The following is a 12,241-nucleotide window of genomic DNA, read 5'->3' on the forward strand; positions in this document are numbered from 1 at the left end:
CAGTCGCTGTCGACCAGCTTCATGGTCGACAAGGGCAACCGCCGGCATTTCATGGAAAAGGAAATCCATGAGCAGCCCGAGGTGATCTCGCACACGCTGGCGCATTACGTGGATTTCGTATCGGGCGTTTCGAAGCCGCTCGACCTGCCTTTCGACTTCGCCAGGATCGGCAGGCTGGCGCTCTCGGCCTGCGGCACCGCCTATCTCGCCGGGCTGATCAGCAAATACTGGTTCGAGCGCTATGCGCGGCTGCCGGTCGATATCGATGTAGCCTCCGAGTTCCGCTACCGCGAGATGCCGCTGTCGGCCAATGACGCGGCCGTCTTCATCTCGCAGTCGGGCGAGACCGCCGACACGCTGGCCTCGCTGCGCTATTGCCGCAAGGCCGGCATGAAGATCGGCGCGGTCGTCAATGTGCGGGAATCGACCATGGCGCGCGAGTCCGACGTGGTGCTGCCGACGCTTGCCGGGCCGGAGATCGGCGTCGCCTCGACCAAGGCTTTCACCGGCCAGCTTTCGGTGCTCGCTTCGCTTGCCGTGCGTGCCGGCGTGGCGCGCGGGGCGATCTCGCGCGATGAGGAGAAGCGACTGGTGCGCGAGCTTTCGGAAGCGCCCCGCTTTGCCACCCAGGTGCTGAAGCTCGACGAGCAGATCGAACGCATCTCGCGCGAGCTCTCGCGCTACAAGGACGTGCTCTATCTCGGCCGCGACACCAATTTCCCTTTGGCCATGGAAGGCGCGCTGAAGCTGAAGGAGATTTCCTACATCCACGCCGAGGGCTATGCGGCTGGCGAACTGAAACACGGGCCGATCGCGCTGATAGACGAGAACATGCCGGTGATCGTGATCGCGCCGCACGACCGGGTCTTCGAAAAGACCGTCTCGAACATGCAGGAAGTGGCGGCGCGGGGCGGCAAGATCATCCTGATCACCGATAAAAAGGGTGCCGCGCAGGCCGGCATCAAGACGATGGAAACGATCATCCTGCCCGAGGTGCCGGAGATCATCTCGCCGATCATCTACGCGCTGCCGATCCAGATGCTGGCCTATTTCACCGCGGTGTTCATGGGCACCGACGTCGACCAGCCGCGCAATCTGGCGAAATCGGTGACGGTAGAGTAGTACCACATCCCCGTATGAGCGATCTGTATCAATCTATGATACATGATCTTGCAGCTAGCTGCGTATCAGAGTATGATACAACCCGTGGGGAAGGCTGTTGATCGTTTCATTCAGAGGCAAGGCGGTCGAAGAGGTAGCGGCTGGCAGGGCACCTAAGGGATTTCCGCCGGATCTGGTCGCCCGTGCCGAAAGGCGGCTCCGGGCAATTGATAATGCCGTCCAGTTGAATGACCTTCGGTCGCCGCCCGGAAACCACCTGGAGGCTCTGAAGCGGGATCGTGCCGGGCAACATTCCATACGCATCAACGACCAATGGCGCATCTGTTTCAGATGGACAGCCGCCGGAGCCGAAGATGTAGAAATTGTCGACTACCATTAAACGGGCACTCGCCCTAACCCTTTGAGGATACGGAGTTATGCTCAAGTTTGCACGCCCCATGCACCCCGGAGAATTCCTGCGCGAGGAGTATCTGGTGCCGCTCGGCATGAGTGCCGGTGTGCTTGCGAAGAAGCTTAATCTTCCGCGCACTCGGATTGAGCGCATCGTCAAGGAGGAGGTCGGACTTACTCCAGATACGGCGCTTCGCCTCGCCAGGTTCTTCAACACCACGCCCGGGTTCTGGATGAACTTCCAGAAGGCCTACGAGTTGGAGACTGAAGCGAGCAAAATAGCGTCGGAACTCGAGAAGATCGTGCCGGTGGATACATCGGCATGACGATCGCTCTTTAAAAACTTCGCAGTTCCAAACCGGCTCGCGGTTCACTAATCTTGGCGCCGCAACCCTGCGCCGCGGTGAACACATGTCCGACGCCCCGAAGACCTCTGGCATGACCCGGCTGAGGAATTATTTTTTGACGGGCTTCATCGTCTGCGCGCCGCTGGCTATCACGGTCTATATCGCCTGGTCGCTCATCGGCTGGGTCGATTCCTGGGTGAAGCCTTACATCCCCGCCCGCTACAATCCCGACAGCTACCTGCCGTTTCCGGTTCCCGGCTTCGGGTTGATCGTGGCGCTGGTGCTGATCACGCTGATCGGTTTCCTGACCGCCAACATCGTCGGCCGCGCCATCGTCAATTTCGGCGAGCGGCTGCTTGGCCGCATGCCGCTGGTGCGCGGCATCTACGGCTCGCTCAAGCAGATTTTCGAGACGGTGCTGTCGAACAAGGGCGACATGTTCCGGCAGGTCGGGCTGGTCGAATATCCGCGCAAGGGTGTGTGGTCGCTGGTCTTCGTCGCCAGCGAGAAGGAAACCGAGATCAACCAGAAGCTCGACCAGGAAGGCGATCCGTTGATCGCGGTGTTCATGCCCTGCACGCCCAATCCGACCACCGGTTTCCTGATGTATGTGCACAAATCCGAGATCGTGCCGCTCGACATGTCGATCGAGGACGGCGCCAAGCTGATCGTTTCGGCCGGCATGGTGGCGCCGGAGGTCAAGGCCAAGCTGGTGACGCTGAACGGCGAAACCATCGAAGGGGCGCTTGCCAATCCGCCACTCGGCGCCGGGCCTCAGCCGGCGCGCAGCAAGCGCACCGCCTCGTCGCGGCCGAACAGGTAAAGCAACAGCCGCAGCGCTTCGCCGCGTTCGGATTGCAGTTCCGGATCGCGCGACAGGATCAGCCGCGCGTCGTCACGCGCGGCTTCGAGCAGGTCGGCATGGAATTCGATCCGCGCGACCTGGAAGCCGGGTGTACCGGACTGCCGGGTGCCCAGCAACTCGCCTTCGCCGCGCAGTTTCAGGTCTTCCTCGGCGATGCGGAAGCCGTCCTCGGTCTCGCGCATCACTGAAAGCCGCCGTTTTGCCGTCTCGCCGAGCGGCTCCTTGTAGAGCAGCACGCATGACGAGGGCTTGTCGCCGCGACCGACGCGGCCGCGCAACTGGTGCAGTTGCGCAAGGCCGAAGCGTTCGGCATGCTCGATGACCATGATTGTCGCATCCGGAACGTCGACGCCGACCTCGATGACGGTGGTGGCGATCAGGATGCGCGTTTCGCCCTGCTTGAAGGCACGCATCGCCTCGTCTTTCTCCGCGCCCTTCATGCGCCCATGCACCAGGCCGATCCGGTCGCCGAACAGCGGTTTGAGCGAGGCGAAGCGGTCCTCCGCCGACATCAGCTTGATCTCTTCGGATTCCTCGACCAGCGGGCAGATCCAGTAGATCTTCTGGCCTTCGGCAACCGCATCGCGCATGCGCCCGACCAGCTCGTCCAGCCGTTCCATCGGTAGCGTGACGGTGCGGATCGGCTGCCGGCCGGCCGGTTTCTCGGTCAGTTTGGAGACATCCATGTCGCCGAAGGCGGTCAGCACCAGCGTGCGCGGGATCGGCGTCGCCGTCATCACCAGCATGTCCGGCGCATCGCCCTTGGCGGTGATGGCGAGGCGCTGGTGAACGCCGAAACGGTGCTGCTCGTCGACGACGGCCAGTACGAGATCGTGGAACGTCACCGTTTCCTGGAACAGCGCATGCGTGCCGACGACGATGTCGATCACGCCGCCGGCGAGACCTTCCAGCGTCTCGGCGCGCTCGCGCCCCTTTTCACGCCCTGTCAGGATGGCAAGGCGCAGGCCGATTTTCTCCGCCAGCGGCGCGATGGTCGCCAGATGCTGGCGCGCCAGGATTTCGGTCGGCGCCATCAGCGCCGCCTGGCCGCCGGCCTCGACCGCGCGCGCCATGGCAAGCAGCGCCACCACCGTCTTGCCGGAGCCGACATCACCCTGCAGCAGGCGCAGCATGCGTTCGGGATCGGCAAGGTCTGCATTGATTTCACCGAGCGCGAATTCCTGGCTGGGGGTGAGCTTGTAGGGCAGGGCAGCGCGCAGCTTTTCGACGATGCTGCCGTCACCGACCAGCGGCCGGCCCGAAAGGCGGCGAATTCTGGCCCGCACCAGCGCCAGCGACACCTGGCCGGCCAGCAATTCGTCATAGGCAAGACGCCGCCACGCCGAGCCCTCGACGGCGACGTCGATCGGGTCCTTCGGATAATGGATGCGGGCAAGCGCTTCGCCGAAGGATGGGAATGTATGGCGGCGCATGAAAGCGTCGTCTTGCCACTCGCGCAGTTCCGGCAGGCGGCCCAGCGCTTGTCCGATGGCGCGGCGCAGCACCTTCGCCGACAGACCGGCGGTTAGTGGATAGACCGGCTCGACCAGCGGCAACCCATCGGCCTCGTCGATCGGTGCGATGTGGTCGGGATGGACCATGGTCGGGCGGCCGTTGAACCACTCCATGCGGCCGGAGATAACGACACGCTCACCCTCGGGGAGCATCTTCTGCAGATAGGCGGCGTGGGCATGGAAGAAGGTCAGCGCGACCTCGCCGGTGTCGTCATGGGCGTAAACCCGGTATGGCACCGACCTGTTGCTGCGCGGCGGCGGCTGATGGCGGTCGACCCGCACCTCGAGGGTGACGATCTGGCCTTCGGCCGACAGCGCGATGCCGGGCCGGTTGCGGCGGTCGATCACGGTGTTGGGCAGCACGAACAGAAGGTCGGCCGCGCGCGCGGCGCGATCGCCAAGGTCGGCTGGCACCACGCGCTCGATCAGCAAGCCTACTTTCGGGCCGACGCCGGCAAGCGAGGTTATCGGAACGAACAGGGGATCGAGAATGGTGGGACGCATGGTGTCAGCTTATGTCGCGACGACGGCAGCGCAAGGCTGACACCGGTCTCTATCCACGCTATATGCGCCGCTTTGAACAGGGATGCGGCGCCATGACCGGAACACAGCGATCAAGCGAGGGGCTGGACGCCCGCCGCCGCAAGCTCCTGTTCCGCTCGTGGCACCGTGGCATGCGCGAGATGGACCTGATCCTTGGTTCCTTCGCCGACGCGGAGATAGGCGTCTTGACCGGCGATGAAATCGACCAATATGAGAGACTTCTGGAAATCCCCGACACTGATTTTTTCTCGATGGTTACGGGCGAGCGCCCGGTTCCGCCCGATGTCGATTGCGCGGTGCTGCGGAAGATCCTGGCCTCGCGCCGAACCATGACATTTTGAAGCAAGCATATCCATGAGCCTCATTCCTTCCATTGGCCTGCCCAAGGGCCGCGCCGGCCAGTTCATCGTCGACGGAGTTGCCGACGGCTACGAAGCCTTCGCGCTGGTGCAGACGGCGCAGGAGATCGCGCCCGACAAGCCGGTCCTGTTCGTCGCGCGCGACGGCCAGCGCTTGCCGGCGATCATCGAAGCGCTGGCCTTTGCAGCGCCTGGGCTGCCGGTCCTGGAACTGCCGGCATGGGACTGCCTGCCTTATGACCGCGTTTCGCCTGGCGCCGATGCCGCCGCGCGGCGGCTCGACGCGCTTTCCGCCATGATCGCGCTGGCGAGGAAGCCACATCGCGCCGTGGTCCTCACCACCGCCAATGCGCTGTTGCAGCGCATTCCGCCGGCGGATCTGATCGAGGCGCAGACTTTTCACGCCAGACCAGGCAACCAGATCGATATGAACGCGCTGACTGCGCGGCTGGAGATTTCCGGCTTCGAGCGCGTGCCGACGGTGCGGGGCCTCGGCGAGTTCGCGGTGCGCGGCGGCATCCTCGATCTGTTCGCGCCGGGATGGAGCGAGGCGCTCAGGCTCGACTTTTTCGGCGACACGCTGGAATCGATCCGCGTCTTCGACGTCGCAACGCAGCGCACCACCGGGCAGCGCAAATCGATGTCGCTGCAGGCGATGAGCGAGGTGGCGCTGACGCCGGAGACGATCAGCCGCTTCCGCCGCTCCTACATCGAGGCTTTCGGCGCGCCGTCGCGCGACGACGCGCTCTATGCGGCGGTCAGCGAAGGCCGGCGCTTCGCCGGCATGGAGCATTGGCTGCCGTTCTTCTATGAACGGCTTGAGACTGTGTTCGACTATCTGCCGGACGCACCTGTCGTCTTCGACCATCTGGCGCATGAGGCGCTGGCCGAGCGCCACACGCTGATCCTCGACCACTACGAGGCGCGGCGGAAGCAGGCGGACAGCGCGCTGAAGGACGCTGTGCCCTACAAGCCGGTGGCGCCGGACCTGCTTTATCTGTCGCCGGACAATCTCAAATCCTCGCTCGGACCGCGCGAAGATATCGACTTCACCGTCTTCGATGCGCCCGATGTCGGCGGCAAAAAAGTCTTCCATGCCGGCTCGCGGCACGGCCGCAGCTTCGCCGAGGAGCGCGCCGACCCCAACATCAACGTCTTCGATGTGGTCGTGAAACACATTGCCGACGAGCGCGCCGCGCGTCGCCGCGTCATCGTCGCCGGCTGGACGGAAGGCTCGCTCGATCGCCTCGGCCAGATTCTGGCCGAACATCATCTTGGCAATCTGAAGCCCGTTGCGACGCTCGCTGAGGTCGAAAAGCTCGAGCCGGGGCAGGCGGGTCTAGCCGTGCTGCCGCTCGAATCCGGTTTCGAGACCGACGACATGGTGGTCGTCGCCGAGCAGGATATCCTCGGCGACCGGCTGATCCGGCGTTCGAAGCGCAAGAAGAAGGCGTCCGATTTCATCGCCGAAGCCTCGTCGCTGTCGTCGGGCGACATCGTCGTCCATACCGACCATGGCATCGGGCGCTTCATCGGCCTGCGCACCATCGAGGCCGTGGGCGCGCCGCATGACTGTCTCGAAATCCACTATGCCGGCGACGACCGGCTGTTCCTGCCGGTCGAAAACATCGAGCTTCTGTCGCGTTACGGCTCGGATTCCGCGGAGGCGACGCTCGACAAGCTGGGCGGCGGCGCCTGGCAGGCACGCAAGGCGCGGCTCAAGCGGCGCCTGCTCGACATGGCCGGGCAGCTGATCCGCATCGCCGCCGAGCGGCAGATGCGCGCGGCGCCCGCAATGATCCCGGCCGAAGGGCTCTACGGCGAGTTCGCCGCGCGCTTCCCCTATGAGGAGACCGACGACCAGCAGACGGCGATCGATTCCGTCATGGACGATCTCGGCGCCGGCAAGCCGATGGACCGGCTGGTCTGCGGCGATGTCGGCTTCGGCAAGACGGAAGTGGCTCTGCGCGCCGCCTTCATCGCGGCCATGGAAGGCTTCCAGGTCGCGGTCGTCGTGCCGACGACCTTGCTGTCGCGCCAGCATTTCAAGACCTTCTCGCAGCGCTTCTCAGGCCTGCCGATCCGCATCGCGCAGGCTTCGCGCCTGGTCGGTTCGAAGGAACTGGCAGAGACCAAGAAAGGGATTGCGGAGGGCACGGTCGATATCGTCGTCGGCACGCATGCGCTGCTCGGCAGCTCGATCTCGTTCAAGAGCCTCGGTCTGCTGATCATCGACGAGGAGCAGCATTTCGGGGTCAAGCACAAGGAGCGCCTGAAGGACCTTAAGTCCGACGTGCATGTGCTGACGCTGTCGGCGACGCCGATCCCGCGCACGCTGCAACTGGCGCTGACCGGCGTGCGCGAGCTGTCGCTGATCGCAACGCCGCCGGTCGACCGGATGGCGGTGCGCACCTTCATCTCGCCCTTCGATCCGCTGGTCATCCGCGAGACGCTGCTGCGCGAACGCTATCGCGGCGGCCATTCCTTCTATGTCGTGCCGCGTATCAGCGACCTGGCCGAAATCCATGATTTCCTTCGGGAATCCGTGCCGGAGCTGAAGGTGGCGGTGGCGCATGGCCAGATGCCTCCGGGTGAGCTCGACGATATCATGAACGCCTTCTACGACGGCCAGTACGACGTGCTCCTGTCGACGACCATCGTCGAATCCGGTCTCGACATCCCGACCGCCAACACGCTGATCATCCATCGCGCCGACATGTTCGGGCTGGCGCAGCTCTACCAGTTGCGCGGCCGTGTCGGCCGTTCGAAAGTGCGTGCCTATGCGCTGTTCACGCTGCCGGCGAACCGCAAGCTCACCGACACGGCCGAGCGGCGGCTCAAGGTGCTGCAGTCGCTCGACACGCTGGGCGCTGGCTTCCAGCTCGCCAGCCATGACCTGGACATCCGCGGCGCTGGCAATCTTCTGGGCGAAGAGCAATCGGGCCACATCAAGGAGGTGGGCTTCGAGCTTTATCAGCAGATGCTGGAGGAGGCGGTGGCCGAGGTGAAGGATACGGGCGAGGTGCAGGATGGCGGCTGGTCGCCGCAGATCGCGGTCGGCACCGCGGTGATGATCCCGGAAAGCTATGTGCCCGACCTGCAGCTCAGGATGGCGCTCTACCGCCGCCTTGGCGACCTCCAGAGCACCGAGGAGATCGACGGCTTCGGCGCCGAACTGATCGACCGTTTTGGGCCGCTGCCGGAAGAGGTGACGCATCTTCTCAAGATCGTCTTCATCAAGGCGCTCTGCCGCAAGGCCAATGTCGAGAAGCTCGATGCCGGCCCCAAAGGCGTCGTCGTCCATTTCCGCAAGCGCGAGTTCCCCGATCCGGTCGGGCTGGTCAAGTTCATCGGCGAGCAGGGCTCGTTGGCCAAGATCAGGGCCGATCATAGCGTCGTCTTCATCCGCGACTGGCCGAATGCGGAGAAGCGGTTGGCCGGTTCGGCCGTGGTGATGACGCAACTGGCCCGGCTGGTCGACAAGGCCGCGTAAGGTATGCCGATATTCAGGTGAGGCCGGCCTGCGAACGCCGGCTTCCTGCGCTTCCGGCCTTCGCCGGCCGAAGCACATATGAGTGGCGGGGCAGCAAAATTAAGGCTATGGCCGGCGTAGGCCGGTGCTCACGTACTTCAAGTACGCTCCGCTCCGGCCTTCGCCGGCCGAAGCCCTCATAAGTGTTTCCGCCCTATGAAGGCTACGGCCGGCATAGGCCGGTTCTCGGAAACCACCGTTCTCGGCTCGGCCTGACCTGAATCTCGACATACCTTGCCACCAGGACCATTCGCCACCACTGAAAAACCCGGCTAGAATAGGTAATCGGCTTCGTGTAAGGAGCCGCGACCTCGTATCGAGGCTGGAATGGCGGACGAGGACGTTCGCCGGTTTGTTTGACGCAATTCCGATGGAAATTTCGCACTTTCCTGGAGTTGCTCCGAAAGGGCGTTTGGGTGCAGCGATGACGAAATGGTCGCCGAATTCGTGGAGAGAAAAGCCGATCAAGCAGGTCCCGGCCTATCCGGATCCTGCGGCGCTCAAGGCCACGGAAGCCCAACTTGCCACCTTCCCGCCGCTGGTTTTTGCCGGCGAGGCGCGCAAGCTGAAGAAGCAGCTGGCGGCGGTCGCCGCCGGCGAAGCCTTCCTGCTCCAGGGCGGCGACTGCGCCGAAAGCTTTGCCGAACATGGCGCCGACAACATCCGCGATTTCTTCCGCGTCTTCCTGCAGATGTCGGTGGTGCTTACCTTCGCCGGCGCGCAGCCAGTGGTGAAGGTCGGCCGCGTCGCCGGCCAGTTCGCCAAGCCGCGCTCGTCCGACAACGAGACGAAAGCCGGCGTGACGCTGCCGAGCTACCGTGGCGACATCATCAATGGCATCGAGTTCGACGCCAAGTCGCGCATACCCGATCCTGCCCGGCAGGAAATGGCCTACCGCCAGTCTGCCGCGACGCTCAACCTTCTGCGCGCCTTCGCGCAGGGCGGCTATGCCAGCCTGGAGAATGTGCACCGCTGGATGCTGGGCTTCGTTGCCGACAGCCCGCAGGGCGAGAAGTACGAATCGCTCGCCAACCGCATCACCGAGACGATGGATTTCATGCGCGCGGTGGGCATCACGTCGGAAACCAATTTCGCGCTGCGCGAGACGGATTTCTACACCAGCCACGAGGCGCTGCTGCTGGGCTATGAGGAGGCGCTGACGCGCGTCGACTCGACCTCGGGCGACTGGTACGCGACCTCGGGCCACATGATCTGGATCGGCGACCGCACCCGCCAGCCCGACCACGCGCATATCGAATATTGCCGCGGCATCAAGAATCCGCTCGGCTTGAAGTGCGGACCTTCGCTCACGCCGGACGGCCTCATGGAACTGATCGATCTGCTCAATCCCGAGAACGAGCCGGGTCGCCTGACGCTGATCGCGCGTTTCGGCTCCGACAAGGTCGCCGAGCACCTGCCGAAGCTGGTGCGCGCGGTGAAGAAGGAAGCGCGCAATGTCGTATGGTCGTCCGACCCGATGCATGGCAACACGATCGAGGCGGCCGGCTACAAGACGCGGCCCTTCGATCGCATCCTCAAGGAAGTGCAGACCTTCTTCGAGGTGCATCGTGCCGAAGGCACGCATCCGGGCGGCATCCATGTCGAGATGACCGGCAAGAACGTCACCGAATGCACGGGCGGCGCCCGTGCGATCACGGCGGAAGACCTGCAGGACCGCTATCACACCCATTGCGATCCGCGCCTCAACGCCGATCAGGCGATCGAGCTCGCCTTCCTGGTCTCGGACCTGCTCAAGAAGAGCCATCCGATCCAGCATAAGCAGGCTGCCAACGCCTGAGCAAGGCTGGGACGCTTGACTATTAAACGCGCCGGCAACTAGCCGGCGCCTTTTCAATTTGGTCAGATAGATTTCAATTGCCGGTCATTCCGCGTCGGGTGGTCCGGTCGGGTCGCCTGGGAAACTGGTTCTACCGGGTGGAATGACGGCAAAGTTGATCTCGAGGGGCGGCGCCTTGTGCGACCAGTCGAAAGACACCGTCTTGACCGGCAGGCCGTCGGTCCAGGCCATCTGCTGTCGAGTGAGTTTCCAGCCTTTCGGCCATACCAGCAGCATGCCCTGATCCCGAAGGCGCTGGTCCGTGATCCAGGGGGCGAGGCGCCTGTCGAAAGTCGTGAAGATAGAGGGTTGGTCCGCAGCCTCGAGTCCGGCAAGCCTGGCCACGCCGTCTTCGCCGCCGACAATGCCCAGTGGCCCGGGTACCGCCTCATGCCAGATCGCCTCGGCCGTCTGCGAAATCGATCGCGCCGGCCAGCAGACGGGCTGCAGGCGGCCGATGACGTTGCAACTGGTCCAGCGGGTGACCGCGTAGGCGCTCGACACGCCGACCACGCATAGCAGCGCCAGCACCGCCAACCGGCGCAACTCCGCTGGTCCCAGCCGCTGGCCCAAGAGCGCGATCGCCAGGGCACCTACGAGATTGTACATCGTCGCGCCCCAGGATTCGCCGGTGCCTGTAAACAGCGAGGCGACCATGATCAGGAGCGCAGGCCCCAGGCCCATCCATGCCAGGTAGACAACCGCGCGCCGCTCGGGAGCGGGGTGGGTCGACAAGGGTTCCTGCGCGGGGTTCGGTTGCCGTCGCAGCAGGCCGGAAAGCGCAAGAACGACGGGAACAGCGGCAAGTCCGGCAAGCTGAACGCCGATATAGTAAAGCCGGGCGCGGTGGGCGACGACCCACGCGTTGCGATGCTCGGCATAGGTCAGCGGCAGGAAGTCGAGGCGGAAAAGCTCAATCGCCAGCGGCGCCACGGTGCCGAGAAAAATCGCCAGGCCAAGCCATGGCCATGGGGTGGCTAGCCGGCTTCGGGCACGGGTGTCGTATAAAATCCAGACGCCGCCGAACGCCAGCAGCAAAGCCGTCGAGAACTTGGCATAGAGCCCCATGCCGGAGACGAGGCCGAGGGCGAGCCACCAGCCAGGCCGTCCGTCGCGCGCCGCGCGCCACAGCAGCCACGAGATGCCGGCCCAGAAAGGCATCTGCGCGTAGTCGTGGTTGAATTGCGGGGTGGGCCAGCCGAAAAAGTAGATCGCGGGCATCAAGAGCACGGCGGCGAGAGCGCGGGTCGAGCCCATGATGTCGCGCGCCAGAAGATAGACCAGGACAAAGGTCGTCGAGATCATGAGTTGCGACAGCATATATTGCGGCCAGCGGAACGAGCCGGTCAGGAGATGGCTGATCTCGAGCAGCCAGCAGGGCAACTGCGGGTGCTTATAGGTCAGCAGCACCCATTCGCGGCCCCACATGAACCCCTCGACGACGTCATATGGTGGCCCAACGTTGACGAGCGCCGGCATGACGGTCCAGCACAGAAGCTGAGCAAGGCACAGAAGCGCAAGGAAATGCGAGGGCTGGCGCAGCAGATCGTCCCAACGCGGCGTGGGGCGTGCGCCGGCAGCGGATGCCAGATCGCCCGCCGGCCAAACATTCGTGGGTTCGCTGGTTCCTGACATGCGTATCTTGATTGCCCCGGCCCGAATTGTGCGCGCTTAAATCACATCGGCGGGATTTTCCAATAGTCCCGATAGCAAACCTTACGAAAATGTATGC

The 12,241-nt window shown here is 64.0% G+C and carries 9 protein-coding genes; 7 read left to right on the forward strand and 2 right to left on the reverse strand.

Annotated features, from left to right (window positions below; translation table 11 throughout):
- From glmS to ACWGS9_RS02005, 4 genes are all read left to right on the forward strand, one after another.
- Window positions 1-1,122 (forward strand): glutamine--fructose-6-phosphate transaminase (isomerizing) (gene glmS / locus ACWGS9_RS01990; protein ID WP_454503653.1); only part of this gene is annotated, 1,122 nt, incomplete at its 5' end.
- Between the two features lie 97 nt (window positions 1,123-1,219).
- Window positions 1,220-1,501, forward strand: coding sequence for a type II toxin-antitoxin system RelE/ParE family toxin (locus ACWGS9_RS01995; RefSeq protein ID WP_454503654.1), 282 nt, complete (start codon window positions 1,220-1,222; stop codon window positions 1,499-1,501).
- 37 nt (window positions 1,502-1,538) lie between these two features.
- On the forward strand, window positions 1,539-1,838 hold the full coding sequence (locus ACWGS9_RS02000; protein WP_454503655.1) for a HigA family addiction module antitoxin: 300 nt from the start codon (window positions 1,539-1,541) through the stop codon (window positions 1,836-1,838).
- Between the two features lie 85 nt (window positions 1,839-1,923).
- Window positions 1,924-2,682 (forward strand): DUF502 domain-containing protein, encoded by a 759-nt coding sequence (locus ACWGS9_RS02005; protein ID WP_454503656.1) that lies wholly within the window; start codon window positions 1,924-1,926, stop codon window positions 2,680-2,682.
- On the opposite strand, the gene recG is transcribed toward ACWGS9_RS02005, so the two are convergent.
- Entirely contained in the window at window positions 2,634-4,742 is a 2,109-nt protein-coding gene (gene recG / locus ACWGS9_RS02010) for an ATP-dependent DNA helicase RecG (protein ID WP_454503657.1), read from the reverse strand. The two genes, ACWGS9_RS02005 and recG, sit on opposite strands and share 49 nt — an antisense overlap.
- A gap of 92 nt (window positions 4,743-4,834) precedes the next feature.
- Between recG and ACWGS9_RS02015 the strand changes: the two genes are divergently transcribed.
- From ACWGS9_RS02015 to ACWGS9_RS02025, 3 genes are all read left to right on the forward strand, one after another.
- Entirely contained in the window at window positions 4,835-5,122 is a 288-nt protein-coding gene (locus tag ACWGS9_RS02015) for a succinate dehydrogenase assembly factor 2 (protein ID WP_320216456.1), read from the forward strand.
- A gap of 13 nt (window positions 5,123-5,135) precedes the next feature.
- On the forward strand, window positions 5,136-8,633 hold the full coding sequence (mfd, locus tag ACWGS9_RS02020; protein WP_454503658.1) for a transcription-repair coupling factor: 3,498 nt from the start codon (window positions 5,136-5,138) through the stop codon (window positions 8,631-8,633).
- Window positions 8,634-9,096: 463 nt separating this feature from the next.
- A complete protein-coding gene (locus tag ACWGS9_RS02025; protein ID WP_454503659.1) occupies window positions 9,097-10,470 on the forward strand; it encodes a class II 3-deoxy-7-phosphoheptulonate synthase in 1,374 nt (457 codons plus the stop codon).
- 84 nt (window positions 10,471-10,554) lie between these two features.
- Here ACWGS9_RS02025 and ACWGS9_RS02030 read toward each other — a convergent pair whose 3' ends face one another.
- Window positions 10,555-12,144, reverse strand: coding sequence for a glycosyltransferase family 39 protein (locus ACWGS9_RS02030; protein WP_454503660.1), 1,590 nt, complete (start codon window positions 12,142-12,144; stop codon window positions 10,555-10,557).
- Window positions 12,145-12,241 lie beyond the last annotated feature (97 nt).

The sequence above is a fragment of the Mesorhizobium sp. Arg314 genome (genome assembly GCF_053714275.1).

Excerpts from the sequence above, each read along its gene's own strand:
- ACWGS9_RS02025 (WP_454503659.1), top strand. The coding sequence starts at position 9,097 with ATGACGAAATGGTCGCCGAATTCGTGGAGAGAAAAGCCGATCAAGCAG.
- mfd (WP_454503658.1), top strand. The coding sequence starts at position 5,136 with ATGAGCCTCATTCCTTCCATTGGCCTGCCCAAGGGCCGCGCCGGCCAG.
- ACWGS9_RS02030 (WP_454503660.1), bottom strand. The coding sequence starts at position 12,144 with ATGTCAGGAACCAGCGAACCCACGAATGTTTGGCCGGCGGGCGATCTG.
- ACWGS9_RS02000 (WP_454503655.1), top strand. The coding sequence starts at position 1,539 with ATGCTCAAGTTTGCACGCCCCATGCACCCCGGAGAATTCCTGCGCGAG.
- ACWGS9_RS02005 (WP_454503656.1), top strand. The coding sequence starts at position 1,924 with ATGTCCGACGCCCCGAAGACCTCTGGCATGACCCGGCTGAGGAATTAT.
- recG (WP_454503657.1), bottom strand. The coding sequence starts at position 4,742 with ATGCGTCCCACCATTCTCGATCCCCTGTTCGTTCCGATAACCTCGCTT.
- ACWGS9_RS02015 (WP_320216456.1), top strand. The coding sequence starts at position 4,835 with ATGACCGGAACACAGCGATCAAGCGAGGGGCTGGACGCCCGCCGCCGC.